The 24,826-nt window shown below is 73.7% G+C and carries 22 protein-coding genes; 9 read left to right on the plus strand and 13 right to left on the minus strand.

The features are described 5' to 3' along the window. The first annotated feature begins 125 nt into the window (after positions 1-125). Positions 126-2,342, plus strand: coding sequence for an MMPL family transporter (locus tag ACFVVL_RS15875; protein ID WP_387675419.1), 2,217 nt, complete (start codon positions 126-128; stop codon positions 2,340-2,342). Between the two features lie 54 nt (positions 2,343-2,396). Here the strand turns inward: ACFVVL_RS15875 and ACFVVL_RS15880 are convergent, their stop codons facing one another. The 3 genes from ACFVVL_RS15880 to ACFVVL_RS15890 all read right to left on the minus strand — a co-directional run bounded on the left by ACFVVL_RS15880 (position 2,397) and on the right by ACFVVL_RS15890 (position 8,664). Then, positions 2,397-4,208, minus strand: coding sequence for a SpoIIE family protein phosphatase (locus ACFVVL_RS15880; RefSeq protein WP_380294349.1), 1,812 nt, complete (start codon positions 4,206-4,208; stop codon positions 2,397-2,399). A 93-nt stretch (positions 4,209-4,301) separates the two neighbouring features. Next, positions 4,302-4,997 (minus strand): class I SAM-dependent methyltransferase, encoded by a 696-nt coding sequence (locus ACFVVL_RS15885; RefSeq protein ID WP_380294353.1) that lies wholly within the window; start codon positions 4,995-4,997, stop codon positions 4,302-4,304. 685 nt (positions 4,998-5,682) lie between these two features. Beyond that, positions 5,683-8,664 (minus strand): BTAD domain-containing putative transcriptional regulator, encoded by a 2,982-nt coding sequence (locus ACFVVL_RS15890; RefSeq protein ID WP_380294350.1) that lies wholly within the window; start codon positions 8,662-8,664, stop codon positions 5,683-5,685. A 217-nt stretch (positions 8,665-8,881) separates the two neighbouring features. Here ACFVVL_RS15890 and ACFVVL_RS15895 point away from each other — a divergent pair, with 217 nt between their 5' ends. Next, positions 8,882-9,136 (plus strand): hypothetical protein, encoded by a 255-nt coding sequence (locus ACFVVL_RS15895; RefSeq protein ID WP_380294351.1) that lies wholly within the window; start codon positions 8,882-8,884, stop codon positions 9,134-9,136. A 495-nt stretch (positions 9,137-9,631) separates the two neighbouring features. Here the strand turns inward: ACFVVL_RS15895 and ACFVVL_RS15900 are convergent, their stop codons facing one another. Then, complete coding sequence (locus ACFVVL_RS15900) at positions 9,632-9,913, minus strand: hypothetical protein (protein WP_380286997.1); 282 nt, start codon at positions 9,911-9,913, stop codon at positions 9,632-9,634. Between the two features lie 219 nt (positions 9,914-10,132). On the opposite strand from ACFVVL_RS15900, the gene ACFVVL_RS15905 reads away from it, so the two are divergent. Next, positions 10,133-10,894: a GntR family transcriptional regulator gene (locus ACFVVL_RS15905; protein ID WP_380286999.1), complete on the plus strand. Its 762-nt coding sequence runs from the start codon at positions 10,133-10,135 to the stop codon at positions 10,892-10,894. 13 nt (positions 10,895-10,907) lie between these two features. On the opposite strand, the gene ACFVVL_RS15910 is transcribed toward ACFVVL_RS15905, so the two are convergent. The 3 genes from ACFVVL_RS15910 to ACFVVL_RS15920 form a co-directional block, all read right to left on the minus strand. After that, positions 10,908-11,168 carry a Txe/YoeB family addiction module toxin gene (locus ACFVVL_RS15910; protein ID WP_387675426.1) on the minus strand — a complete coding sequence of 87 codons (261 nt, stop codon included), beginning with the start codon at positions 11,166-11,168 and terminating at the stop codon, positions 10,908-10,910. Then, positions 11,165-11,437, minus strand: coding sequence for a type II toxin-antitoxin system Phd/YefM family antitoxin (locus ACFVVL_RS15915; protein WP_380287002.1), 273 nt, complete (start codon positions 11,435-11,437; stop codon positions 11,165-11,167). The genes ACFVVL_RS15910 and ACFVVL_RS15915 overlap by 4 nt, the downstream gene beginning before the upstream one ends. A 141-nt stretch (positions 11,438-11,578) precedes the next feature. Next, entirely contained in the window at positions 11,579-13,270 is a 1,692-nt protein-coding gene (locus tag ACFVVL_RS15920; protein WP_380287004.1) for a fumarate hydratase, read from the minus strand. A gap of 223 nt (positions 13,271-13,493) precedes the next feature. Between ACFVVL_RS15920 and ACFVVL_RS15925 the strand changes: the two genes are divergently transcribed. Together ACFVVL_RS15925 and ACFVVL_RS15930 are read left to right on the plus strand one after the other, a co-directional pair. Then, the gene (locus ACFVVL_RS15925; RefSeq protein ID WP_380287133.1) at positions 13,494-14,225 is read left to right on the plus strand and encodes a DUF1707 domain-containing protein; all 732 of its coding nucleotides are present in this window, start codon (positions 13,494-13,496) and stop codon (positions 14,223-14,225) included. Between the two features lie 379 nt (positions 14,226-14,604). Beyond that, positions 14,605-14,943: a WhiB family transcriptional regulator gene (locus ACFVVL_RS15930; protein WP_380287134.1), complete on the plus strand. Its 339-nt coding sequence runs from the start codon at positions 14,605-14,607 to the stop codon at positions 14,941-14,943. A gap of 139 nt (positions 14,944-15,082) precedes the next feature. Here ACFVVL_RS15930 and glpX read toward each other — a convergent pair whose 3' ends face one another. Beyond that, the gene (gene glpX, locus ACFVVL_RS15935) at positions 15,083-16,123 is read right to left on the minus strand and encodes a class II fructose-bisphosphatase (protein WP_380287006.1); all 1,041 of its coding nucleotides are present in this window, start codon (positions 16,121-16,123) and stop codon (positions 15,083-15,085) included. A 215-nt stretch (positions 16,124-16,338) separates the two neighbouring features. On the opposite strand from glpX, the gene ACFVVL_RS15940 reads away from it, so the two are divergent. Continuing rightward, positions 16,339-16,875: a DUF4245 domain-containing protein gene (locus ACFVVL_RS15940; protein WP_380287008.1), complete on the plus strand. Its 537-nt coding sequence runs from the start codon at positions 16,339-16,341 to the stop codon at positions 16,873-16,875. A 119-nt stretch (positions 16,876-16,994) separates the two neighbouring features. Here ACFVVL_RS15940 and ACFVVL_RS15945 read toward each other — a convergent pair whose 3' ends face one another. The 4 genes from ACFVVL_RS15945 to ACFVVL_RS15960 all read right to left on the minus strand — a co-directional run bounded on the left by ACFVVL_RS15945 (position 16,995) and on the right by ACFVVL_RS15960 (position 20,675). Continuing rightward, entirely contained in the window at positions 16,995-17,594 is a 600-nt protein-coding gene (locus tag ACFVVL_RS15945; RefSeq protein ID WP_380287009.1) for a malonic semialdehyde reductase, read from the minus strand. Between the two features lie 159 nt (positions 17,595-17,753). Then, a complete protein-coding gene (locus tag ACFVVL_RS15950) occupies positions 17,754-18,017 on the minus strand; it encodes an exodeoxyribonuclease VII small subunit (RefSeq protein ID WP_380287010.1) in 264 nt (87 codons plus the stop codon). A gap of 74 nt (positions 18,018-18,091) precedes the next feature. Further along, positions 18,092-19,303: an exodeoxyribonuclease VII large subunit gene (gene xseA, locus ACFVVL_RS15955; protein ID WP_380287011.1), complete on the minus strand. Its 1,212-nt coding sequence runs from the start codon at positions 19,301-19,303 to the stop codon at positions 18,092-18,094. A gap of 10 nt (positions 19,304-19,313) precedes the next feature. Next, positions 19,314-20,675 (minus strand): APC family permease, encoded by a 1,362-nt coding sequence (locus ACFVVL_RS15960; RefSeq protein WP_380287012.1) that lies wholly within the window; start codon positions 20,673-20,675, stop codon positions 19,314-19,316. Positions 20,676-20,762: 87 nt separating this feature from the next. Here ACFVVL_RS15960 and ACFVVL_RS15965 point away from each other — a divergent pair, with 87 nt between their 5' ends. Then, a complete protein-coding gene (locus tag ACFVVL_RS15965; RefSeq protein ID WP_380287013.1) occupies positions 20,763-21,740 on the plus strand; it encodes a 4-hydroxy-3-methylbut-2-enyl diphosphate reductase in 978 nt (325 codons plus the stop codon). A gap of 152 nt (positions 21,741-21,892) precedes the next feature. Further along, the gene (gene ppgK / locus ACFVVL_RS15970; RefSeq protein ID WP_387675435.1) at positions 21,893-22,639 is read left to right on the plus strand and encodes a polyphosphate--glucose phosphotransferase; all 747 of its coding nucleotides are present in this window, start codon (positions 21,893-21,895) and stop codon (positions 22,637-22,639) included. Positions 22,640-22,709: 70 nt separating this feature from the next. On the opposite strand, the gene ACFVVL_RS15975 is transcribed toward ppgK, so the two are convergent. After that, the gene (locus ACFVVL_RS15975) at positions 22,710-23,150 is read right to left on the minus strand and encodes a DUF6542 domain-containing protein (RefSeq protein ID WP_387675438.1); all 441 of its coding nucleotides are present in this window, start codon (positions 23,148-23,150) and stop codon (positions 22,710-22,712) included. A gap of 516 nt (positions 23,151-23,666) precedes the next feature. Here ACFVVL_RS15975 and ychF point away from each other — a divergent pair. Further along, positions 23,667-24,740 (plus strand): redox-regulated ATPase YchF, encoded by a 1,074-nt coding sequence (gene ychF, locus ACFVVL_RS15980; protein ID WP_380287135.1) that lies wholly within the window; start codon positions 23,667-23,669, stop codon positions 24,738-24,740. The last annotated feature ends 86 nt before the right edge of the window (positions 24,741-24,826 follow it).

Consider the following 24,826-nt stretch of genomic DNA (forward strand, 5'->3'; position numbering starts at 1 on the left):
CAACTGGATCGAACGATTGCGTCACACGTTCCCGTCATTCGACTTTGTCACGTGAACAAGTTCCGCGTACGGTGGTGCGGACGACTGGACGACCAGCCGGAAACGACCCCACCGAAGGTGTACGCATGGCCACGTACCTGTACCGCCTGGGCCGCCTCTGCTTCCGCCGCAGGCGAACCGTGCTCGCCGTCTGGCTGGCCCTGCTGATCGCCCTCGGCGGCGCGGCGGCGGCCTTCGGCGGCGCGACCTCCGAGGAGTTCAAGGTCCCCGGCACCGAGGCCCAGGCCACCCTGGACCGGATCAAGGGCACCTTCCCCGAGCAGGGCCACGGCTCGGCCCAGGTGGTCTTCGCCGTCGACGCGCCCGGCGGCATCACCGACCCCGGAACCGCGCGGGCGGTCGGCGAGGCGGTCACCCGGATCGCCGCCGTCCCGGGCGTCGCGGGCGTCCCCGACCCGTACACCACCGGCGCGCTCTCCCCCGACGGCACGCTCGCGCTGGGCCTGGTCTCCTTCGACAGCGAGCTCGGCGACATCACCGACCAGCAGCGCGACGCCGTCCGGGCGGCGGCGGACCCGGCCCGCGCGGCCGGGGTCACGGTCGCCTTCGGCGGCGACGCCTACAACCAGATGGCCCAGGTGGACGGCGGCGAGGTGATCGGCCTGATCGTGGCCGGGGTGGTCCTGGTGGTCACCCTGGGCTCGCTGGCCGCGGCCGGGCTCCCGCTGGTCACCGCCCTGATCGGGGTCGGTGTCGCGATGGCCGCCGTGTTCACCGTGGCGGGCTCGTTCGAGATCATCTCCACCGCGCCGGTGCTGGCGCTGATGGTCGGACTGGCGGTCGGCATCGACTACGCCCTGTTCATCGTCTCCCGGCACCGCCGCCACCTGGCCGAGGGTCTGGAGCCCCAGGAGGCCGCCGCCCGCGCCAACGCGACCGCCGGCAGCGCGGTGGTCTTCGCCGGCCTCACCGTGGTCGCCGCCCTGGCCGGTCTCGCGGTCGCCGGCGTGCCGTTCCTGACCGTGATGGGCCTGGCCGCCTCCGGCGCCGTCGTCGTCGCGGTGCTCGTCGCGATCACCCTGCTGCCCGCCCTGCTCGGCTTCGCCGGCCGCGGCATCGACCGGCTGCCGGTCCGGCGGCGCGCGCCGCGGACCACGGGCCGCACGACGCTCGGCGAGCGCTGGGCGGGCTTCGTGGTGCGCCGCCCGCTGGCCGTCCTGCTGGCCGGTCTCACCGCGCTGGTCGCGCTCGCCGTGCCCGCCGCGAGCCTCACCCTCGGCCTGCCCGGCGGCGGCTCGCAGGCGAAGGGCACCGACGCCCGCACCGCCTACGACCTGGTCGACCGCGGCTTCGGCCCCGGCTTCAACGCCCCGCTGGTCGTCGTGGTCGACGCCGCCGGGGCCTCCGAACCGGAGCAGGCGGTGCAGGGCGTGGCCGACCGGCTCGCCGCGCTGCCCGGCGTGCAGACCCTGCTCCCGCCGCAGCTCGACGCGCCGAGCCGGACCGCCCTGCTGCCGGTCATCCCGAAGACCGGCCCGGACCACGCCGACACCCGGCAGCTGGTCACCGACATCCGCGAGCAGCGCGAGGAGCTCCGGGCCGGGACCGGCGCGCGGATCGACGTCACCGGCACCACCGCCGCCAACATCGACGTCTCCGCCAAGCTCGCCGACGCGCTGCCGCCGTTCGTCGCGGTGATCGTGGGCATCGCCCTGGTGCTGCTGGCGCTGGCCTTCCGGTCGGTCCTGGTGCCGCTGAAGGCGGTGGCGGGCTTCCTGCTCTCCATCACGGCCTCGCTCGGCGCCGTCGTCGCGGTCTACCAGTGGGGCTGGCTGGACGGCCTGATCGACGTGCCGAAGGTCGGCCCGGTGGTCAGCTTCGTGCCGATCCTGCTGATCGGCGTGCTGTTCGGGCTGGCGATGGACTACGAGCTGTTCCTGGTCTCCGGCATGAAGGAGCACCACGTGCACGGCATGACGGCGCGCGACGCCGTGGTGGCCGGGGTGCGGAACGGGGCCCGGGTGGTGACCGCGGCGGCGCTGATCATGATCGCGGTCTTCGGCTCGTTCGTCTTCGGCCACGACCCGATCGTCCAGCCGATCGGGTTCGCGCTCGCGGTGGGCGTGCTGGTGGACGCCTTCGTGGTGCGGATGGCCCTGGTGCCGGCCGCGATGGCGCTGTTCGGGCGGGCCGCCTGGTGGTTCCCGAAGAGCCTGGACAGGGTGGTGCCCCGGGTGGACATGGAGGGCGAGCAGCTGATGGCCCGGCTGGAGCCCGCCGGGAGCGGCGCCGACCCGGAGCCCGGGGCGCCCGGGGCGCCCAAGGTGCCCGAACAGGTCTGACGGCCCGGCGGGGGGCCGCCCCGGCACAGTGCGCCGGGGCGGCCCCGTCGCACGTCACGGCAGGCGCTGCTCGAACCAGACCACCTTGCCGGTGCCCAGCCGGGTCGCGCCCCAGCGCTCGGCGCACCGGGCCACGATCTGCAGGCCCCGCCCGCGCTCGTCCTCCGGCCCGGTCCGGCGCGGCCGGGGCAGCAGCGGGCTGTCGTCGCCGACCTCGCAGCGCAGCCGGGTGGTGCGGACCAGGCTCAGCGTCACCGGGCGGGTGGCGTGCTGGACGGCGTTGGTGACCAGCTCGCTGACCATCAGTTCGGTCGCCTCGGTCAGCTCCTCCAGACCCCAGCGGCGCAGCGTGTGCGCGGCCAGCCGGCGCGCCCGCCCCGGCGTCTCGTTGCGCGGCTGGAGGTACCAGTGGGCGACGTCCCCGGCCGGGATGCCGTCGAAGCAGGCGGCCAGCAGCGCGATGTCGTCGCCCCGGTCACCGGGCGGCAGGATCCGCAGCGCCTCCTGGCAGAGGTGCTCGGGCGCGTGCCGCTGGGCGCCCGCGAGCCGGGCGCGGAGCAGTTCGAGGCCGTCGCTGAGCGGCCGGTTGCGGGTCTCCACCAGGCCGTCGGTGAACAGCAGCAGGGCGGAGCCGGGCGGGGCGGGCAGCTCGACGGAGGAGAAGTCGACCCCGCCGACGCCGATCGGGGCGCCCGCCTCCAGGTCGAGCAGCTCGGCGGTGCCGTCCGGCTGGACGAGCACCGGCGGCACGTGCCCGGCGTTGGCGAGCACCACCCGGTTGGCGATCGGGTCGTAGACGGCGTAGACGCAGGTCGCCAGGTGCTGCTCGCGGCCGAGCCGCTGGGCCTGTTCGTCCAGGTGGTAGAGCACCTCGTGCGGCGGCAGGTCGAGCGCGGCCAGGGTCTGGGCGCTGGTGCGCAGCTGGCCCATGATGGCGGCCGAGGTGAGCGAGTGGCCCATCACGTCGCCGACGATCAGCGCCACCCGGTTGCCGGGCAGCGGTACGGCGTCGTACCAGTCGCCGCCGACCTGGGCGCCGCGCTCGCCGGGCAGGTAGCGCTGGGCGAGCCGGACGCCGTGCGGCTGGGGCAGGCGCAGCGGCAGCATGCTGCGCTGGAGCTCGTTGGCTATCTCCCACTCGCGGGCGTACCGCAGCGCGGTGTCGACGGCCAGCCCGGCCTGGGTGGCGAGGTGGGCGGCGGTGGCGGTGTCGGTGGCGTCGAAGCCAGGCCGGCCGCTCTTGGCGCGCGGGCGCCGGATCAGCACCAGCAGCCCCAGCACGGTCTTGCGCCCGCGCAGCGGCAGGGCGAGCACCGAGGTCCCCGGGCTGAGCCGGGCCAGGCCGCGGGCGCCGTACAGCTCGCGCAGCAGCTCGGTGGTGCGGGCGCTGCCGCTGTTCCCGTCCGCGCCGAGCACGACCGGTTCGGCGGGGCGGCGGCTGAGCAGGGTGTGGGCGAGCGCGCCGCCGCGGGTGACCGGGGTGGCCGGGCCGGGGTCGGCGGTGGAGCGGGCGCCGTACCGGCTGCCGTAGCGGTCGCGGCGGTCGTCGCCGGCCGGGCGGCCGCGCCGGCCCAGCCGGGTGCCCTGGCTGTGGTGGATCCGCAGATGCTCGGGGAAGCCGGGTTCGCGCTCGACGTTGGGCAGCGGGTCGCGCAGGTGGACGACGGCGGCGTCGGCGAGGGCGGGGACGAGCACCCGGCCGACGTTGCGCAGGGTGGCGGCCAGGTCGAGGGCGCTGTTGATCCGCCGGGTCGCGGAGTCGAGGTAGGCGAGGCGCTCGGGGACGCGCTCCGGGGGTGACGACGGGCGGCGCGGGGTCGGCAGGGCAGGCGGCTCTCCGGCCTCGGGATTGAGCTGGTCGCGCACGGGTGCCTGTCCTGGGGATCGGTACGGTCTGTGGTCTGTCGGGGACTGCCGGGGTGTGCCTGGGTGCTGCCGGGGTGCCGCGGTCCGGCGTCGTCAGCCGGTCCGCCGGCAGCGGAGGAAGAGCTGCTCCTCCGGCGGCAGCGAGGTGCTGGCGGGCGCGTACGGACGGCCCTCCCGCTCCTCGACCGTGAACCCGGCCGCCAGCAGGACCCGTTCGAGATCCTCCCGCAGATATCCGCTGATCCGCAGCTCCCGGCCGAGGAACGGCAGGGGAACGTGATCGAGATCCGCCTCGACCATACCGAGCGCCAGCAGCCCGCCGGGCCGCAGCAGCTCGCGCAGCCGGCCGAGCACGGTGGGGATCTCGTCCTGGGGGAGCAGGATCAGCGAGAAGAAGGCGGTGACCGCGTCGAAGGTGCCCCGCCCGGCGGGGCCGAGCCGCGGCAGGTTCCAGGCGGAGCGGGCGCGCTCGGTGGCGAGGTCGTACATGTCCATGCGGTGCAGGAGGGGCGGGTGGGGGCCGGGGTGGCGGGCCTCCCGGGCCAGGGTCAGCATGACGTCCGAGAGGTCGACCCCGGTGACCCGCATCCCGGCGGCGGTCAGCTGGCGGACGGTCGGCTCGCCGTTGCCGCAGCCGACGTCCAGCACGGCGGCGCCCGGCTCCAGCGCGGCCAGCAGCCGGTGGCCGCAGGCCAGCTGTCCGTCCTTGGAGGGGAACGCCTCGGCGTAGCCGGTGCCGATGGTGTCGAAGGCGACCGCCTGAAGGGCGCGCTCGGCCCGGCGGCGCAGGACGTCGGACCCGTCGTCGCCACCCGCGTCCTCGTCGACGGGGAACGGATCCGATATCTGTCCGGTCGTCACGATTGAGAGGCACCTTTCGGCCGGGCCTCCGGTCGGCCGGACGAGGCGCGGGGCCGGGCCGCCGTCTCCTCCCGGCGTCCGTGCTTCCCCGCCGGCCCGCTGCCGGTGGCGGTACGTCACGCTCCCCGCGTCACAATGACTGCATTGCCATGCTGACTGCACGCTGACACTTTGCACAGACTCTTTGCACAGAGACACTCTGCACTGCGGGAGCGCCGCCGCGCTGCCTTTTCCGGATTGGTCCACCGGGGAAGTGCACTCGTGTGTGTACTGGCCTCCGAGAATATGCGTGATCACTGCGCCGTGGGGTCCGTTTCCGGCCAACTCGCGGCGGTTGGCCGACACCGCCCCCTGCCCGGAAGCGCAGGGCGCGGCCCGGGGTGGTGCGATCGGGGCCGCACGCCGTACGGTCGGCGTCCGCACCCGTGCTGACCTGCGGATCCGTCGGTCCGCAGACTGACAATCGGGCGTTTATTGAACGTCAATCCGGTCGGTGCACAGTGGAGTCCAGCGCCGGGGAAGCGTTGACGGTGTTCCCGCAGCCGGGGGGCTGCGGGAACACCGGACGCTCTCGGGGGAAGGCCTCCAGGGGGGAACACGGGGGAACGGAGGCCTACGGCGCGGGGGGAAAGAGGGGCTCGGTGTGCTGCTGGGAGATGAGGTCCGCCACGGGGGAGGCCTCCGGCACACCGAGCCGCGTGAAGATGGCGTGGGCTTCGCGCAGACACGCCAGGCCGCGTGCGGGCTGGGCGAGGCCGAGCAGAGCCTCGCCCAGTGCGGCGTTGGCCAGGCCCTGGCAGTAGGCGGAGTCCATCTCCAGCCCGATCGCCAGCGACTCCTCGGCGGCCTCGGCCGCCTCGGCCTGCTGGCCGGCGGCGAGCAGCGCGGAGGAGAGCCGGGCCAGGGTGTAGCCCTCGCGCAGCCGGTTCTGCTGGGACTGGTAGAGCCGGTGGGACTCGCGCAGGTGATCGGCGGCGGTCGCGGGATCGTCGGCGGAGGAGAGGACCACGCCGAGTTGGTACAGGGTGTCGGCCAGGCAGGGGCCGTTCTTCGAGGCGCGCGCGGTGGCGACCGCCTCGGTGACCGAGCTGACGGCCGTCTCGACCATGCCCAGGCCGAGCTGGGCCCGGGCCATGTTGCCGAGCAGCCGCGCCTCGCCGATCGGCGCGCCCACCACCCGGCTGATCGCGAGGGCCTGCTCGAAGAACGGCAGCGCCTCGGCCGGGCGGTTGGCGAGGCTGAGGACGATGCCGAGGTCGTTGGCCGCCATGGACTGCAGGACGGTCATGTCGTCCGCGTCCTGCAAACCGAGGCTCTTGCGCAGCGACTGCTCGGCGCCCTGGAAGTCGTTGGTGATCGACTGCAGCGTGCCGAAGGCGAAGTGGACCCGGGCGAGCGCCGCCGCGTCCCCGTACCGTCCGGCGTTGTGCTCCGCCGCCTCCAGCATCCGGCGCACGCGCGCCCCGTGGGTCGGGTCCTCCACCAGGCTGCCGAGGATGATCAGCAGGTCGACGGCGGGCCGCAGCAGCAGGCCCGGGCCCTGGACCGCGGCCTCGACCGAGCTGAGGAGCAGCGCGGTCTCGGTCCGCAGCCACTCCCGGGCGAACGCGTTGGTGATCAGCGCGATGCCGCCGGAGCCGGGCACGTTGAGCGGCTCGGGCAGCTGGTCGTCGGGTTCGATGGCCCGCGCCGCGTTGCGGACCGTGGCGAGCAGGAGGTCGAGCAGCCGGAGCACGGCGGACCGCTGCTCCGCCACGTCCCCGGAGCGCTCGTTCTGCCGCTGCGCGTAGAGCCGGAGAAGATCGTGGTACCGGTAGCGGCCGGGGGCGAAGGTCTCCAGCATGTTCGCCTCGACGAGCGCCTCGGCGAGGTCCTCGGCCTCGTCCTCGTCGACACCGAGCAGCGCGGACACCGCCGCCAGCGGCAGGTCCGGGGAGTCCACGACCGAGAGCAGGCGGAAGGCGCGGGCCTCGGCGGGGGAGAGCTGCCCGTAGCCGAGCCCGATGGTGGTCTCCACGGCGAGGTTGCCGAGCTGGAGCTCGTCCAGGCGCCGGCGCTGATCGGCTAAGCGGCGGGCGAGGTCCGAGACGCTCCAGCGGGGACGGCTGGCGAGCCGGGCCGCGGCGATCCGGACGGCGAGCGGCAGGAATCCGCAGGCGGTCACCACTGCCATGGCCGCCTCCGGTTCGGCGGCGACGCGCTGCTCGCCGACGATCGCGGAGAACAGCGCGAGCGCCTCCTCCGGCGTCAGCTCCTCGACGTCCACCAGGTGCGCGCCGGGGATGCCGGCCAGCCGGGAGCGGCTGGTGGCGAGCACCGCACAGCTGGACACCCCGGGGATCAGCGGCCGGATCTGCTCGGCGTCCTGGGCGTTGTCGAGCAGGATCAGCATCCGCCGGCTGGCGAGCAGCGAGCGGTAGAGGGCGGCGCGCTGCTCCAGCGAGTCCGGGTTCTCGGTGACGCCGAGGGCGTGCAGGAAGTCACCGAGCACCACGGCCGGGTCGGCGGGCGAGGCGCCCGCGCCGCGGAGGTCGACGTACAGCTGCCCGTCCGGGAACTCGGTGCGCACCCGGTGGGCGACGTGCACGGCGAGCGTGGTCTTGCCGACGCCGCCGATGCCGGCCAGCGAGGTGACCACCACGGCCTGGCCGGTGGCGTTCATCAGGACCGCCGAGAGATCGGACACCATCTCGGTGCGGCCACTGAAGTCCGAGACGTCGGCCGGGAGTTGGGCCGGAGGCGGCGGGGCGGCCGGCCCCTCCTCGCGGGTGGCGGCGGCCGCCGGGACGGGGGCGGCCGGCAGGGTCAGCGCCGGGTCCGCGGCCAGGATCCGGGCATGCATGGTGGACAGCCCGGCGCCCGGTTCGACGCCCAGTTCGTCGATCAGCAGCTTGCGGGTGTCGGTGTAGACGCCGAGCGCCTCGGCCTGCCGGCCGCAGCGGTACAGCGCGAGCATCAGCAGTTCGCGCAGCCGCTCGCGCAGGGGGTGCTCGGCGGTGAGCGAGTTCAGCTCGCCGACCACCTCGGCGTGCAGGCCGATGTCGAGGGCGAGCGCGCACCGGTCCTCGGCGACGGACACCTGCCGCTCGGCCAGCCGCAGCCGCTGGGCGTCCGCGTACGGACCGGGGACGCCGGTGAGCGGACGGCCGGCGAACAGGCCGAGCGAACGGACCAGCAGCCGGTGGGCGTTGTCGAGGTCCCCGGCGCCGCGGGCGGTCGCGGCCTCGGCGGCGAGGTGCTCGAACACGGTCATGTCGAGGGCCTCGCCCGGGATGTGCAGGGCGTAGCCGTCGGCGACGGAGACGAGGAACTCGGCGGGCCGGCGCACCTCGCGCCGGGGCTCGATGACCGTGCGCAGCCGGGAGACGTAGGTGCGCAGCGCCGCGACGGCCTGGGCGGGCGGGCGGTCGCCCCAGAGGCCGTCGACGAGGTCCTGGGTGGTGACGGGGCGTCCGGCGTGCAGCAGAAGCATCGTCAGAACGGCCTGCTGCTGCGGGGAACCGAGGGCGAGCTGCCTGCCGTCGAGCCAGGCCTGGACCGGACCGAGTACCTGGAAGCGCAGCGCCGGTGCAGGCGGCGTCTCCCGAAACTCCATGTAGTCCCCCGATGGCCTGGTGTTGATGTCCCGGTAGGGCGCTCGGCGGTTCCGCCGTTGTGGTGGCCTCAGCTTAGGCGGGGGGCCGACTCTGCCGGACGGCACGGTCAGCCGCACGATGTTTATCGGTCATTTAATCAACCCTACGATACTGACTCCGCGCCCGCGCCGACCCGGTGGGGCGGAAGACATGTGATGACCGAAAGGCGGCCCCAGCATGGCCAACGAGCAGAGCGAGACCCCCGTGGCGGCCGCGCCGGCCGAGCAGGCCGCGGCCGAGGCCGGCCAGGCGGTCGAGGGCGCGGTCGCCGCGACCTCGGAGCAGGCCGAGTACGCCGAGCCCACCGCGGACCGCAAGGCCGACCTGGAGGACGACCTCTTCGGTGACGAGGGCCAGTACGTCGTGGAGCCGGCCGGCGACGGGGCGACCACCGAGCGCGAGCCGCAGGGCGTCATCTCCAGCCACCCGTAGGACCGTCCCGTCAGCGGTTCCAGGGGGGAACGCTTGAACACGCTTCGTCGCCTCGCGGTCGTCGCCGTCTCGACGATCGTGGTGACCACCGGCTACCTCGTGACCGCCACCGGCGCTTCGGCCGGAGTCATCAGCGGTCACCCGTAGCCCACACACACCGCACCCGTGCGCCCCGCACCCCGCCGTCCCGGTGGTGCGGGGCGCACGCCGTGGAGCGGCACTTCACCTGACCCGGGCCGCCAGGGGGCGGCCCGCGCACCCGAGGGGGATCCACCCATGAGCACGCTTCGTCGTCTTGCCGTGGTCGCCGTGTCGACGGCGGTCGTCTCGGCGGCCTACGTGGCCACCGCCGCCGGCGCCTTCGCCGGAACCGTCGGCAACTGCCCCTGACGGGGCACCACGGGCGCGGACCCGGGCCGTCCACCGACGCGGTGGGCGGCCCGCCGTGCGTCCGGTGGCCGGAATTGACCGGTGCGGGTTTCCGCGGAGGCGGCCTCAGGTGGCGGGGAGGGGCGAGGGGCCGGCCCGGCGTGCCGGTCCGGTCCGTCCCGCGGACTCGGCCCCGGCGGCGCCCTCGAAGGCCGTTCCGCCGACCGGGGCCGCAGGGGTGACGTGCTCGGGGCGGGCGGTCCACTCGCGGCCGCCCTCGGGCGGGCGGAGGTAGTGCTCACCGCCGATGGTGTCCATGTAGATGCCGGTGCGTCCGGTCCTGGTGTCGAGGACGGATTCCCCCACGCGCGGCCGGTAGGCCGCGGCGGCGCGCTTTCGGATGCTCACCGCGCTGCTCCTTGCTGCTCCGGTGCGGGCGCGGCGACGGGTGGCGGCCGGCCCTGGTCGCTGTCGTGGCTTGGCTTGGTTCGGCACTGCTCGGCGACTACCCAGCATCTCTAGAGAAGCTAATATCTCTAGAGATGTCAACGGTCGAACCGGTCCTATCGGCTTACCGCAGACCGAAGGCGCGCCTACGATTTCCGGCGAGGGACGAGGGAGACGGCGATGGTCGGCAGCAGCAGTGGCGAGAAGCAGCCCAAGTACCAACGGATCGCCGACAGCCTGAAGGCGGCCATCGACGCCGGCGAGTACCGCGCGGGCGACCGGCTCCCCGGCGAGAACGACCTGATGGACACCTACGACGTCGCCCGGATGACCGCCCGCCAGGCGCTCGGCGTGCTGCAGAGCGAGGGCATCGCCGAGGCCCGCCGCGGGGCGGGCGTCTTCGTCCGGGACTTCCGGCCGCTGCGCCGGCGCGGCATCCAGCGGCTCGCCCAGGGCCAGTGGGGCTCGGGCCGCTCGATATGGTCGGCCGACATCGACCGCCGCAGCCTCGTCGTCGACCAGGTCTCGGTGAGCGAGCGGGGCGCGCCCGAACACGTGGCCCGGGTGCTCGGCGTGGACCCGGGCGAGCCGATGTGCGTCCGGCACCGGCGCTTCGTCCTGGACGGCAAGCCGGTCCTGCTGTCGACCTCCTACCTGCCGGCCGGCCTGGTCGCGGGCACCGCCATCACCCGTGAGGACACCGGCCCCGGCGGCACCTACGCCCGGCTGGCCGAGATCGGCGCCAAGCCCGTCCACTTCCGCGAGGAGGTCCGCTCCCGGATGCCCAGCGCCGACGAGTCCGCCCGCCTCGACCTCTCCGCCGGCACCCCGGTCATCCTCATCTGCCGCACCGCCTTCGCCGACGAGGGCCAGGTCGTCGAGCTGAACGAGATGACCCTGGACGCCGCCTCCTACGTCCTTGAGTACGACTTCGACGCCTGACGGCGCACGACCGTCACCGGTAGTGGTAGCTGGCCTTGAGGATCTTCACTTCCTTCTCGTCCGCCCGGTAGACGAGGCGGTGCTCGTCATCGATCCTGCGCGACCAGTAGCCCGCGAGGTCGCCCTTCAAGGGCTCCGGTTTGCCGATCCCGCTGAACGGGTCGCGCTGGATCTCGCCGATCAGGCGGGCGATCCGCTGCGCGGTCCTCCGGTTCGAGCCCAGCCAGAACAGGAAGTCCTCCCAGGCGTCCGGATCGAAGTGGACGCTCCTCACACCTCACCCGCCAGGGCTTCCAACTCCTCCATGGTCCGGGTGACGCCCGGATCGCCCGCCCTGTCGCGGGCGACGGCCGCCATGAGGCGCTGGGCGTTCGCGGGGGAGCGCAGCAGGTAGATCGTCTCCTGCCAGGAGTCGTAGTCCTCGGCGGACATCAGGACGGCGTCACCGCCCCTGGAGGTGATCCTTATCGGGACGTGGTCGTCGTTGACCTTCTTGATCAGGGGAAAGAGCTGCGTGCGTGCGTCGCTGGCGCTGATCGTCATCGGTGTGCCCTCCTCGGACGGCTGATCCCGTACCACAATGGTACGAGTTTCCGGTACGGGGTGCGAGGCCGAATCCGGGCGGGAACGGGCCCGCCCCGGGCGCGGGGGGCGGCCGGGGCGGGGGCGGTGTGCGGGGGAGGGCTACTCCTTGGAGCGGACGCGGAGGTTGGTGATCAGCGGGCCCTCGGTGGTCTCGCGGAAGAAGTCGTTGCCCTTGTCGTCGACCACGATGAAGGCCGGGAAGTCCTCGACCTCGATGCGCCAGACGGCCTCCATGCCGAGCTCGGCGTACTCCAGGACCTCGACCTTCTTGATGCAGTCCTGGGCGAGGCGGGCGGCGGGGCCGCCGATGGAGCCGAGGTAGAAGCCGCCGTGCTGGGCGCAGGCGTCGGTGACCTGCTTGGAGCGGTTGCCCTTGGCGAGCATGACCATCGAGCCGCCGGCCGCCTGGAACTGGTCGACGTAGGAGTCCATCCGGCCGGCCGTGGTGGGGCCGAAGGAGCCGGAGGCGTAGCCCTCGGGGGTCTTGGCCGGGCCGGCGTAGTAGACCGGGTGGTCCTGGAGGTACTTGGGCATGCCCTCGCCGGCGTCCAGACGCTCCTTGATCTTGGCGTGGGCGATGTCGCGGGCGACGACCAGGGTGCCGGTGAGCGAGAGGCGGGTCTTCACCGGGTACTTGGAGAGCTCGGCGCGGATCGCGGACATCGGCTGGTCGAGGTCGATGCGCACCACGCCGTCGTCGCCCCCGGCGGAGCCGCTGACCAGCAGGGCCTCGTCGGTGGTGTCCGGCAGGTACTTCGCCGGGTCGGTCTCCAGCTGCTCCAGGAAGACGCCCTCGGCGGTGATCTTGCCGAGCGCCTGGCGGTCGGCCGAGCAGGAGACGGCCATCGCGACGGGCAGCGAGGCACCGTGGCGCGGGAGGCGGACGACGCGCACGTCGTGGCAGAAGTACTTGCCGCCGAACTGGGCGCCGATGCCGATCTTCTGGGTCAGCTCGGTGACCTTGGCCTCCAGCTCCAGGTCGCGGAAGCCGTGGCCGGTCTTCGCGTCGCCGGAGGTCGGCAGGTTGTCCAGGTAGTGCGCGGAGGCGTACTTGGCGGTCTTCAGCGCGAACTCGGCGCTGGTGCCGCCGATCACGATCGCCAGGTGGTACGGCGGGCAGGCCGCGGTGCCCAGCGAGCGGATCTTCTGCTCCAGGAACGCGAGCATGCTGGCCTCGTTCAGGATCGCCTTGGTCTCCTGGTAGAGGTACGACTTGTTGGCGGAGCCGCCGCCCTTGGCCATGAAGAGGAACTTGTAGGCGTCGCCGTCGGTCGCGTACAGCTCGATCTGCGCCGGCAGGTTGTTGCCGGTGTTCTTCTCGTCCCACATGGTCACCGGGGCCATCTGGGAGTACCGCAGGTTCAGCTTGGTGTACGCGTCGTAGACGCCGCGCGCGACGGCGGCCTCGTCGCCGCCCGCGGTGAGCACGTTCTGGCCGCGCTTGCCCATGACGATCGCGGTGCCGGTGTCCTGGCACATCGGCAGGATGCCGCCGGCCGAGATGTTGACGTTCTTCAGCAGGTCCAGCGCGACGAAGCGGTCGTTCGGGCTGGCCTCCGGGTCGTCCAGGATGCGGCGCAGCTGGGCGAGGTGGGCGGGGCGCAGGTAGTGCGAGATGTCGTGCATCGCCTCGGCGGTGAGCAGCCGCAGGGCCTCGGGCTCCACCTGGAGGAAGGTGCGTCCGCCGGCCTCGAAGGTGGAGACGCCTTCGGAGGTGAGCTTGCGGTAGGGGGTCGGGTCAGCGCCCAGGGGGAGCAGGTCGCTGTACTCGAAGTCCGGCGTGGGAGCCATGGGGGCGGTCCTTAGGTGTCCAGTGTTGCCGGTGTTCCGGCTGCGTCGGCGAAGCACCCTGGAGGGGCGAAAGCACCCTCAAGGGTAGGACCCGCCGATATCCCGCACGCGGGAAGGTCCGCCTGCGTGACCAGGGTCACCCGGGGGCGGTACGGGGGTTGCCCCGTTGACTAGGCTTGCCCCCGTGGACAACTCGCCGTCGAAGGACCCGCAGGACCAGCAGATGGACGATCAGGGGCAGGGGCCCGTACCGATGACCAAGCCCGCGGCGGCGCCGCCCGCGCGGGCCGCGCACGCCCCGGTGGCGGAGGCCGAGATGCGGGCCTCGGACGCCGACCGCGAACGGGTGGCGGAGCTGCTGCGCGACGCCTACGCCGAGGGGCGGCTGGACGTCGAGGAGCACGCCGAGCGGATCGAGGCGGCCTACGCGGCCAAGACCCTGGGCGACCTCGTGCCGCTGACCCGGGACCTCCCGGTGCACCGCGAGGTCTCCTTCGAGAAGCCGCCGCTGGGCGGCCCGGAGCAGGCGGCCGGCCCGCGGCCGGAGGGCCCGGTGCGGCTGCCGGCCCGCAACGAGGCGCCGACCATGCTGGCGGTCTTCGGCGGCTCCTCCCGCAAGGGGCGGTGGCGGGTGGGTTCCCACCTGCGGGCCGTGGCGATCTTCGGCGGGGTGGAGATCGACCTGACCGACGCCGTCTTCGAGTCGCCCGAGGTGGTGATCGACGTGGTGGCGATCTTCGGCGGGGTGGAGGTCAAGGTGCCGGAGAACGTCAGCCTGCACGGCGGCGGCGTCGGCATCTTCGGCGGATTCGACGTCAAGGAGCAGACCGCGGCGGACCCGTACGCGCCGGTGGTGCGGGTGAAGGGCACCGCCGTGTTCGGCGGGTGCGAGGCCAAGCCGCGCCGGGGCAAGAAGCTCAAGGAGTGGGTGCGCAAGCAGCTCGGCGCCGACTGAGTCGCGCGTGCGGGACGGGCCCGGTGCCCGGTCGGAGGCAACTCCCGGCCGGGCACTTGTCGTTGCGGCGGGTGCAGGCTGTAGTCGTTTGCGTGCAGTGTGCATGAATCCCGCGGGCGCGGGGTAGTTCCTCTGGCACATCGCTTCTTGTACGGCTGCGTACCGGAGGCGGCCTGAGGCCGGCCCGGGGGTGTGAACGGGGGCCCGCAGCTGGGCATGGGAGCGAGCCTTCCCCGTGTCCGAGAGCCTCGTCAGGAGTACGGCCGTGCTGCATCCGATCGAGTCCCGCACCACCTCGTCCGCCGCCACCGCGCCGGCTGCCCCGTCGCCGGTCGCGCGGCCGTCCACCGCGGCCTCGCCGGTGCTCGCGGCCCAGCTGATGGAGCGGCGCCCGGCCCCGCAGTCGGCGGGCGAGGACAACCCGTGGCACACCGCCGCGGCCTGTCGGCGGGACGAGGTGGGCCTGTTCTTCGCGCCGTCCAAGGAGCCGACCGCGGCCCGGCTGTCGCGCGAGGAACAGGCGAAGCAGGTGTGCGCCCGGTGCCCGGTGCTGCTGGACTGCCGGGAGCACGCGCTGGCGCAGCCGGAGCCGTACGGGGTCTGGGGCGGGCTGACGGCGGCCGAGCGCCGGGTGGTGCTGGCGCGGCGCCGCCGCCGCGACGTCGAGCTGCGCGAGGCGGCCCGGGTGCCGGGGGCGCGCGGACTGATCGCCGGGTGACGCCGGGGCCGCCCGGCGGAGGACGTCCCCGAGGAGGACGCGCCGACGGGGGACGTCCCGGCGGAAGACGTCCCGGCGGAAGACGCACCGCGGTCCCGGCGAAGGGGGATTTCGCCGGGACCGCGGACCGTGTGGTGCGTCAGTTGGCGCGGTCGAAGTCGATCGCGCTGTAGGCCCGCAGCTTGGACAGCTTGTGGGTGGAGTGGATCTCCCGGATGGTGCCGCTCTTGGAACGCATCACCAGCGAGCTGGTGGTGGCGGTCTCCTGGCGGTAGTGCACGCCGCGCAGCAGCTCGCCGTCGGTGATGCCGGTGGCGACGAAGAACACGTTCTCGCCGCTGACCAGGTCGTCGGTGGAGAGCACCCGGTCGAGGTCGTGCCCGGCGTCCAGCGCCTTCTGGCGCTCGGCGTCGTCCTTGGGCCACAGCCGGCCCTGGATCACGCCGCCCATGCACTTCATCGCGCAGGCGGCGATGATGCCCTCGGGGGTGCCGCCGACGCCCATCAGCAGGTCGACGCCGGTGCCCTCGCGGGCGGCCATGATGGCGCCGGCGACGTCGCCGTCGGAGATGTACTTGATCCGGGCGCCCGCCTCGCGGATCTCCTGGATCAGGCCCTGGTGGCGCGGGCGGTCGAGGACGACCACGGTGACGTCCTCGACGGCGATGCCCTTGGCCTTGGCGACCCGGCGGATGTTGACGGCCGGCGGCGCGGTGATGTCGACGAAGTCGGCGGCCTCCGGGCCGGCGACCAACTTGTCCATGTAGAACACGGCGCTCGGGTCGAACATGGTGCCGCGGTCGGCGACGGCCAGGACGGCGACCGCGTTGTTCATGCCCTTGGCGGTGAGGGTGGTGCCGTCGACCGGGTCCACCGCGACGTCGCACTCGGCGCCGGTGCCGTCGCCGACCCGCTCGCCGTTGTAGAGCATCGGGGCCTCGTCCTTCTCGCCCTCGCCGATGACGACGACGCCGTTCATCGAGACGGTGGAGACGAGGGTGCGCATGGCCCGGACGGCCGCGCCGTCGGCGCCGTTCTTGTCGCCGCGGCCGACCCAGCGGCCGGCCGCGAGCGCCGCGGCCTCGGTGACCCGGACGAGTTCGAGCGCGAGGTTCCGGTCGGGAGCCTCCGGCGCGACCTCCAGGGCGCTGGGCAGGTGGTGCGGGTACTGCGTGGTCATCGTCGTTACCTCTCTGTACGCGACGGCCAGTGAGCGCCCGACTACTGCCTGGTCGAACGCCGTGGTGAGGGTGTTGCGATCGTATCTGCCCCCGGCAGGGGTGTCTGTGGCGCGGTCCCCCCGCGGGGGCGGCGGGGGCCGGTTCCGCCCCCGTTCACCCGGACGCGGACACCCCGGGTGCGGGGGTGCGCGCCGCCATGAGTCACCATGTGGGGGTGGCTGGAGAGAGCAAGGGCATGAGGGGCCGGCAGACCGTACGGGACATGATCCTGTCGATGCTGGCCGTCGGCGTCGTGGTCTGGGTCGGGTACCTGTTCCTGCCGCACGACGCGGACGGCGACGGGGTCCGCACGGTGGAGTACTCGGTCGCCGCGGCCTCGGCGAAGCGGGCCGCGCCGTATCCGCTGCTCTCCCCGGAGGGCCTGCCGGCGCAGTGGCGGGCCACCTCGGTGACCTACAACCCGGCGTCGATGAGCGGCGGCAAGGGCAACGCCTGGCACCTGGGCTTCGTCACCCCCTCCGGCCAGTACGCGGCCGTGGAGCAGAGCGACGCCGCGCCCGAGGACATGCTCAAGGCGGCCGTGGCCGGCGGCAAGCCGGACGGCACCGCGGAGGTCGCCGGGCAGACCTGGGAGCGGGTGCAGGGCCCCAAGGCGCGGGCGCTCACCGTGCAGTCCGGCGGCGCGACGACCGTGCTGACCGGCACCGCCTCCTACGAGGAGCTGGCCGAGCTGGCGCAGGCGCTGAAGTAGGCCGGTTTCCGCCCCGGGAGCGGAGACCTCCGCTCCCGGGGCACCCCGTGGAGGGCGAACGCGGAAGGGCCCCGCACACCTCGTGTGCGGGGCCCTCGCGCTGTCCGTCCGGACCGGGATCAGACGGTGGTGACGACCTCGTCGTAGGCCAGGCGCGGGGAGCGCGGGTACCAGGCGTTCTCGCCCGGCTTGCCGATGTTCACCACGGCCAGCACGGAGTGCTCGCCGTCACCGAAGAACTCCTTGTTGATGCCCTCGGCGTCGTAGCCGGTCATCGGGCCGGCGGCCAGGCCGGCGGCGCGCACGCCGATGATGAAGTAGCCGGCCTGCAGGGCGCCGTTCATCGCGGCCGAGGACTCGCGGGCCGGACGCTCGGCGAAGAAGTCCTTGGCGCCGGGGAAGTGCGGGAAGACGGTCGGCAGCTCCTCGTGGAACTCGTTGTCCACGGCCAGGATGGCGGTCAGCGGGGCGGCGGAGGTCTTGGCCTTGTTGCCCTCGCCGAGGTGCTGGACCAGGCGCTCGCGGGCCTCGGCCGAACGGACCAGGACGACGCGCAGCGGCTGCTGGTTCATGGCGGTCGGGCCGAACTTCACCAGCTCGTAGATCGCCTGGACCTGCTCGTCGGAGACCGGCTCGTCGGTGAAGGTGTTGGCGGTGCGGGCCTCGCGGAACAGCAGGTCCTGGGCGGCGGCGTCGAGAACCAGGGCGTCGGTGGTCATGTCTTTGCACCTCAAGGAGGAAGGAGAACGGTGGGGTCCGTTTGTCGGTACGACCGGCCGGGGCCGGTCACCAGATCCCAACATGGATGAACCTTCAACTGTTCCCCCTTCCGGATGTGACCTGCGTCACACTCTCGGGGCCGCGGCCCCGCTCCCGGGTCAGCCCTGCGGCGGGGCTGCCTCCTCGGCGGCCAGCGCGGCGTCCAGCCGCTCCCGCGCGCCGTCCAGCCAGCGCTGGCAGACCTTCGCCAGCTGCTCGCCGCGCTCCCACAGCGCCAGCGACTCCTCCAGCGAGGTGCCGCCGTTCTCCAGCTGCCGGACCACCTCCAGCAGCGCGTCCCGGGCGTGCTCGTAGCCCAGCGCGTCGTCCGCGGTCGGGGTCCGCACGGCGGCGGCCGCCGCGTCCTGCTCCTGATCTGCCATGCCAGCCAGCGTAGGGGGCCGGACCGACAGCGCGGACCGGCGACCCGGCGCGCCGCCGCCCGGCCGCCCGCCGCTCAGCCGCCCGCCACCGTGACGTCGAAGCCGCCGCCCGCCACCCGGGCGTGCAGCGCCTCGCCCGGCGCGGCCTGCGCCGGATCGGTCACCACCGTGCCGTCGCCCCGCTGCAGCACCGCGTAGCCGCGCTCCAGGGTGGCCGCCGGGGAGAGCGCCACCACCCGGGCCAGGGTGTGCCCGAGATCGCTCTGCGCGTGGTCCAGCCGGTGGCGCAGGGTGCGCCGGGCCCGCTCCAGCAGCCCGTCCACCTCCTGTCCGCGCCCGTCCAGCATCCGCTGCGGCGCGGCCAGCACCGGGCGGCTGCGCACCCCGTCCAGGCCGTGCTGCTCGCGCTCCACCCGGGCCAGCACGTGCCGCCGGGCCCGGTCGCGCAGCTGGCGGACCTTGGCCAGCTCCTCGCCGACGTCCGGGACCACCCGTTTGGCGGCGTCGGTCGGGGTGGAGGCGCGCAGGTCGGCGACGAAGTCCAGCAGCGGCTGGTCCGGCTCGTGGCCGATCGCGCTCACCACCGGCGTCCGGGCGGCCGCGACCAGCCGCACCAGGCCCTCGTCCGAGAACGGCAGGAGGTCCTCGACGCTGCCGCCGCCCCGGGCCACCACGATCACGTCCACCTCGGGGTGCTCGTCCAGCTCCCGGACGGCCGCGCTCACCCGCTCCACCGCGCTGACGCCCTGCACCGGCACGTTGCGGATCTCGAAGCGGACGGCCGGCCAGCGCCGCCGGGCGTTCTCCAGGACGTCCCGCTCGGCCGCCGAGCCCCGGCCGGTGACCAGGCCCACGCACTGCGGCAGGAACGGCAGCGGCTTCTTGCGGTCCGCGGCGAACAGGCCCTCGCCGGCCAGCCGCCGCTTCAGCTGCTCCAGCCGGGCCAGCAGCTCGCCCAGCCCGACCAGCCGGATCTCGGCGGCCCGCAGCGAGAGCTGGCCGCGCGCCGCGTACCACTCCGGCTTGGCGTGCACGATCACCCGCGAGCCCTCCTGCACCGCGTCCGCGACCTGGTCGAAGACGGAGCGGAAGCACGTCACGGTCAGCGAGACGTCGGCCTGCGGGTCGCGCAGCGTCAGGAACACCACGCCCGCCCCCGGACGCCGGCTGAGCTGGGTGATCTGCCCCTCCACCCAGACCGCGCCGAGCCGGTCGACCCAGCCCCCGATCAGCGCGGAGACCTTGCCGACCGGGAGCGGCGCTTCGGGAGAGCTGGGGTTGGCCATGCGTACGAGGCTATCGGCGTCCGCCGACAGCGGAAGCCCGCCGCCCGAGCAGCACCAGCAGCCCCACCGCCAGCCAGACCAGGCCCACCACCTGCGCGGTGCCCGAGGCCTCGGCCACCACCGCGCCGATCACCGCCACGCCCAGCACCGGCACCAGCACGTCCGCCACCCGGTTGCGGGAGCGGTGCTTCACCGCGTACCAGCCCACCACCGAGGCGTGCAGCAGGGTGAACGCGGTGAGCGCGCCGATGTTCACCACCGAGGTCAGCCGGTCGAGACCGTCGTCCCGGTTCGCCGCCCAGACCGCCGCCGCCAGGGTGACCGCCGCCGACACCAGCAGCGCCCGCCGGGGCACCGCCGAGCCCGGGTCGACCGCGCCCAGAAAGCGCGGCAGCCGCCCGTCCCGGCCCATCGCGAACAGCAGCCGCCCGGCCGCCGCCTGCCCGGCCAGCGCCGCGAACGCCGCGCCGATCGCCTTGCTCGCCGCGACCAGCAGGTGCAGCCAGTGCCCGACCGAGGCCTCCACCGTGTCGTAGAACGCCGAGCCCTGCGCCGCCGGGTCCGCCGCCAGCTGCTGCGGGGTGAGCGGTTCCAGCAGCGCCGCCAGGTACGTCTGCGCCACGAACAGCACGCCGGACAGCGCCAGGCACCACAGCACCGCCCGGGCCACCGCCGCCGACGCGCCGACCGCCTCCTCCACGAAGCCCGCGATCGCGTCGAAGCCCAGGTAGGACAGCACGGCCACGGAGACCGCCGAGAGCACCGCGGTCGTCGAGAAGCCGCCGACCGCGGTGAACGGGCTCGCCCAGTCCCGCCGCGCGTCACCCTGCGCCAGCACCACCACGGCCGCGACCACGAACACCGCCAGCACCGCGAGCTCCATCGCCAGCACCGCGAAGCCCACCACGGCCGCCGTCCGCACCCCGGCCAGGTTCAGCGCGGTGGTCAGCACCACCGCGAGCGCCGTCCACACCCAGCGCGAGACGTCCGGCACCAGCGAGTTCAGCGCGATGCCGGAGAACAGGTAGGCGACCGCCGGGATCAGCAGGTAGTCGAGCATCGCCATCCAGCCGGCGACGAACCCGGCCGCGTCGCCCAGCCCGGCCCGGGCGTAGGCGTACACCGAACCGGTCTGCGGCACCGCCCGCACCATCCGGGCGTACGAGACGGCGGTGAACCCCATCGCCACGGTGGCCACCAGGTAGACCGCGGCGACCGCCCCGTGGCTCTTGGCGTCGAGCACCCCGAACACCCCCACCGGGGCCATCGGGGCGATGAACAGCAGCCCGTACACCATCAGGTCGCGCACGCCCAGGCTGCGCCGCAGCCCACCCCGCCGGTCCCGGCCGCCCGGCTCGACTCGCTCGCTCATAGCTTCCACATTTGAGCACCCGTGACCGCTTCCGGCCGGAACGCGGCTCCCGTCGGCGCGGCCGCGCCGCGCCCGTACGATGGAGCCATGTCCTCCAACACCGCGCAGCGCCGTGTCCTGCTCGCCGCCCCCCGGGGCTACTGCGCGGGCGTCGACCGCGCCGTGATCGCCGTGGAGAAGGCCCTGGAGCAGTACGGGGCCCCCATCTACGTCCGCAAGCAGATCGTCCACAACAAGTACGTGGTGCAGACCCTGGAGAAGAAGGGCGCGATCTTCGTCGACGAGACGGAGGAGGTGCCGGAGGGCTCGATCGTGGTCTTCTCGGCCCACGGCGTCGCGCCCTCGGTGCACGACGAGGCCCGGGCCGGCAAGCTCGCCACCGTCGACGCCACCTGCCCGCTGGTGACCAAGGTGCACAAGGAGGCCGTGCGCTTCGCCGACGAGGGCTTCGACATCCTGCTGGTGGGCCACGAGGGCCACGAGGAGGTCATCGGCACGATGGGCGAGGCCCCGGACCGGATCCACCTGGTGGACGGTGCCGAGGACGTCGCCAACGTGCAGGTCCGGGACGAGTCCAAGGTCGTCTGGCTCTCCCAGACCACGCTCTCGGTGGACGAGACCATGGCCACCGTCGGCGAGCTGAAGAAGCGCTTCCCGCTGCTGGTCAGCCCGCCCAGCGACGACATCTGCTACGCGACCCAGAACCGCCAGGTCGCCGTCAAGCAGATGGCCCCGGAGACCGACCTGCTGATCGTGGTCGGCTCGAAGAACTCCTCCAACTCCGTGCGCCTGGTCGAGGTCGGCCTGGAGTACGGCGCCAAGGCCGCCCACCTGGTGGACTTCGCCGAGGAGATCCGGGAGGAGTGGCTGGAGGGCGTGACCACGGTCGGCCTGACCAGCGGCGCCTCGGTGCCGGAGATCCTGGTCGAGGGCGTGCTGGAGTGGCTGGCCGCGCGCGGCTACGACGAGGTCTCGGTCGTCAAGACGGCCGAGGAGCACCTGACCTTCTCGCTGCCCAAGGAGCTCCGCCGCGACCTGCGCGCCGAGGCCGCGGGCAAGCTGTAGGAACGCCCGGCGGGCGTTCGGCCCCGGACCCGGCGGCCCCTCGGGGTCGCCGGGTCCTCCGCTGTGCGCGGCCGGGCCGGTTCTCGTAGGTTCGACCCAGGGGCAGGTCCTGTGCACAGGCCTGTGGACAACTTCGGCGGAGGGCGGTCGTCATGACGGCGGTATTCGGTGTGGACATCGGCGGGTCGGGCATCAAGGGGGCCCCCGTCGACCTCGCCCGGGGCGTGCTCGCCCAGGAGCGGCACAAGGTCCTCACCCCGCAGCCCTCCGCCCCGGAGGCGGTGGTCGCCGCCGTCCGCGAGGTGGTCCGCCACTTCGGCCACCGGGGCCCGGTGGGCCTGACCTTCCCCGGCGTGGTCGTCGACGGGCGCACCACGACCGCCGCCAACGTCGACAAGGGCTGGGTCGGCCTGGACGCCGCCGGCCTGTTCCGCGAGGCGCTGGACCTGCCGGCCGTGGTGCTCAACGACGCCGACGCGGCCGGCCTCGCCGAGACCGCCCACGGCGCCGGGAGCGGTCAGGCGGGCGTGGTCCTGGTCCTGACCTTCGGCACCGGCATCGGCAGCGCCCTGTTCGTGGACGGCGTGCTGGTGCCCAACACCGAACTGGGCCACCTGGAGCTGCGCGGCAAGGACGCCGAACGGCGGGCCTCCTCGGCGGCCAGGGAGCGGCACGGGCTGAGCTGGCCGCAGTGGGCCGAACGGGTGGACGAGTACCTGGACCTGGTGGAGAAGCTGTTCTCGCCGCAGCTGATCGTGATCGGCGGCGGGGTGAGCCGCAAGCACGAGAAGTTCCTGCCGCTGCTGCGCGAGCGCGGGGCGCGGGTCGTCCCGGCGGAACTGCGCAACGACGCCGGCATCGTCGGCGCGGCCATGGCGGCGGCCCGCGCCGGCGGCTGAACCGGTCGCCCGGTCCGCCGCGCGCGCCGGACCCACCGCCGCGCGCCGGATCCACCGCGCGAGCGGAGGATCAGCGCGCGCGGTGGATCCGGCGCTGGGCGACGAACCGGGCCAGCACGATCGCGGCGGCAAGACCGGTGCCCGTGAACAGCCAGCCGGAACGGGTGGCCAGGTTGGTCGCCAGCGCCACCAGCTGCGCCGTCACCCCGGTGGAGGTGACCGGCCCGAACAGCAGCAGCGCGGCGGCGAAGGCGATCGGCCCGCTGATCGGCGCGGCCAGCAGGTCCGCGTACCGGACCCGGACCGCCAGCTGGAAGCAGACCAGCAGGTAGCCGACGCCGAACAGGATCCCGATCCCGCCGAAGGCCAGCCGGTCCAGGCCCGCCACCGCCAGTGTCGCCACCAGGGCGGCCACGCCGGTGCCGACCGCGGTCAGCCGGGCGGGCCGGCCGGTGCGCCGCCGCCCGTAGAGCCGCCCGGCGATCCGGGGCCGGTCCGGGGGCCCGGACACGGGGCGTAGCCGGGACCCGGGGCCGGCGCCCCGTCCCGGGGCCTTCCCGGCGGTCTTCCCCCGGGCCTTCCCGGCCGGGGCGGCCGGTTCCCCCGCGCTCTCGCGGGCCCGGCCCGGCCCGGGGACGGCGGCCCCGGCCGCGCCGTTCGGCGGTCGGCGTCTGGGCCCTGGCGGCTGGGTACGGATGCTCTGCTCCACCCACCCAACGTACGGTCCGATCATCGCCACACTGTGTAATGGGCCGTCGGGGCTTGGTCCGTGTCCCCGGACGGCGTATTGGTGTGACCGTCGCTCAACTGCCCGGAGGGAAGGGATGACCAGCGGCTTCTCGTTCGAACGCCCCCGCCGCGCCGGGCCGGCCTCCCGCCGGGGCCGTCCGGGTTTCCCGGTGGGCGGCCCCGACGGCCCGGACGCGCTCGCCGGGGGCGGCGGACGTCCGAGCGGCTGCCCGTAGACTGGGGGATCGGTCCGGTGGACGGGCCGCCCAACTCCTCCAAGCCCACGGGACTGCGCTTCATGTCGCTCACGATCGGAATCGTCGGCCTGCCGAACGTCGGCAAGTCGACCCTGTTCAACGCCCTGACCAAGAACGACGTGCTGGCGGCCAACTACCCGTTCGCCACCATCGAGCCCAACGTCGGCGTCGTCGGCGTCCCGGACGAGCGGCTGAACAAGCTCGCCGAGATCTTCGGCTCGCAGCGCATCCTCCCGGCCACCGTCGACTTCGTCGACATCGCGGGCATCGTGCGCGGCGCCAGCGAGGGCGAGGGCCTGGGCAACAAGTTCCTCGCGAACATCCGCGAGTCGGACGCCATCTGCCAGGTCGTGCGCGCCTTCACCGACCCCGACGTGGTCCACGTGGACGGCAAGGTGTCCCCGAAGGACGACATCGAGACCATCCACACCGAGCTGATCCTGGCCGACCTCCAGACCATCGAGAAGGTCCTGCCCCGGCTCCAGAAGGAGGCGCGCCTCAAGAAGGACACCGCCCCCGTCCTGGCCGCCGCCGAGGCCGCCCAGGCGATCCTGGAGACCGGCAAGACCCTCTTCGAGGCCGGCTTCGACACCGCCCCGATCCGCGAGCTGCACCTGCTGACCGCCAAGCCCTTCCTCTACGTCTTCAACGTGGACGAGGACGAGCTGGGCGACGAGGCCTTCAAGGAGGCCCAGCGCGAGCTGGTCGCCCCGGCCGAGGCGATCTTCCTCAACGCCAAGATCGAGTCCGAGCTGATCGAGCTGGACGACGCCGAGGCCCTGGAGCTCCTCCAGTCGATGGGCCAGGACGAGCCCGGCCTCGCCACCCTCGCCCGCGTCGGCTTCGACACCCTCGGCCTGCAGACCTACCTCACCGCCGGCCCCAAGGAAGCCCGCGCCTGGACCATCAAGAAGGGCGCCACCGCCCCCGAGGCCGCCGGTGTGATCCACACCGACTTCCAGAAGGGCTTCATCAAGGCGGAGGTCATCTCCTTCACCGACCTCGTCGAGACCGGCTCCCTCCCCGAGGCCCGCTCCAAGGGCAAGGCCCGCATCGAGGGCAAGGAGTACGTCATGCAGGACGGCGACGTCGTGGAGTTCCGCTTCAACGTGTGACCGTTTCACTGCTTCGAGGTAGATCGATCTGTCACATGCGCAGGTCGGACGGGGCCCGCCTCCCCTGAGGCGGGCCCCGATCCCTT

Source organism: Kitasatospora sp. NPDC058115 (assembly GCF_042884635.1).
Classification (GTDB): Bacteria; Actinomycetota; Actinomycetes; order Streptomycetales; family Streptomycetaceae; genus Kitasatospora.

What these genes read in the sequence shown, in the direction of transcription:
- ACFVVL_RS15875 (WP_387675419.1), top strand. Translation starts at nt 126, where the DNA reads ATGGCCACGTACCTGTACCGCCTGGGCCGCCTCTGCTTCCGCCGCAGG.
- ACFVVL_RS15890 (WP_380294350.1), bottom strand. Translation starts at nt 8,664, where the DNA reads ATGGAGTTTCGGGAGACGCCGCCTGCACCGGCGCTGCGCTTCCAGGTA.
- ACFVVL_RS15895 (WP_380294351.1), top strand. Translation starts at nt 8,882, where the DNA reads ATGGCCAACGAGCAGAGCGAGACCCCCGTGGCGGCCGCGCCGGCCGAG.
- ACFVVL_RS15905 (WP_380286999.1), top strand. Translation starts at nt 10,133, where the DNA reads ATGGTCGGCAGCAGCAGTGGCGAGAAGCAGCCCAAGTACCAACGGATC.
- ACFVVL_RS15915 (WP_380287002.1), bottom strand. Translation starts at nt 11,437, where the DNA reads ATGACGATCAGCGCCAGCGACGCACGCACGCAGCTCTTTCCCCTGATC.
- ACFVVL_RS15920 (WP_380287004.1), bottom strand. Translation starts at nt 13,270, where the DNA reads ATGGCTCCCACGCCGGACTTCGAGTACAGCGACCTGCTCCCCCTGGGC.
- ACFVVL_RS15925 (WP_380287133.1), top strand. Translation starts at nt 13,494, where the DNA reads ATGGACGATCAGGGGCAGGGGCCCGTACCGATGACCAAGCCCGCGGCG.
- ACFVVL_RS15930 (WP_380287134.1), top strand. Translation starts at nt 14,605, where the DNA reads ATGGAGCGGCGCCCGGCCCCGCAGTCGGCGGGCGAGGACAACCCGTGG.
- glpX (WP_380287006.1), bottom strand. Translation starts at nt 16,123, where the DNA reads ATGACCACGCAGTACCCGCACCACCTGCCCAGCGCCCTGGAGGTCGCG.
- ACFVVL_RS15945 (WP_380287009.1), bottom strand. Translation starts at nt 17,594, where the DNA reads ATGACCACCGACGCCCTGGTTCTCGACGCCGCCGCCCAGGACCTGCTG.
- ACFVVL_RS15950 (WP_380287010.1), bottom strand. Translation starts at nt 18,017, where the DNA reads ATGGCAGATCAGGAGCAGGACGCGGCGGCCGCCGCCGTGCGGACCCCG.
- xseA (WP_380287011.1), bottom strand. Translation starts at nt 19,303, where the DNA reads ATGGCCAACCCCAGCTCTCCCGAAGCGCCGCTCCCGGTCGGCAAGGTC.
- ACFVVL_RS15960 (WP_380287012.1), bottom strand. Translation starts at nt 20,675, where the DNA reads ATGAGCGAGCGAGTCGAGCCGGGCGGCCGGGACCGGCGGGGTGGGCTG.
- ACFVVL_RS15965 (WP_380287013.1), top strand. Translation starts at nt 20,763, where the DNA reads ATGTCCTCCAACACCGCGCAGCGCCGTGTCCTGCTCGCCGCCCCCCGG.
- ppgK (WP_387675435.1), top strand. Translation starts at nt 21,893, where the DNA reads ATGACGGCGGTATTCGGTGTGGACATCGGCGGGTCGGGCATCAAGGGG.
- ychF (WP_380287135.1), top strand. Translation starts at nt 23,667, where the DNA reads ATGTCGCTCACGATCGGAATCGTCGGCCTGCCGAACGTCGGCAAGTCG.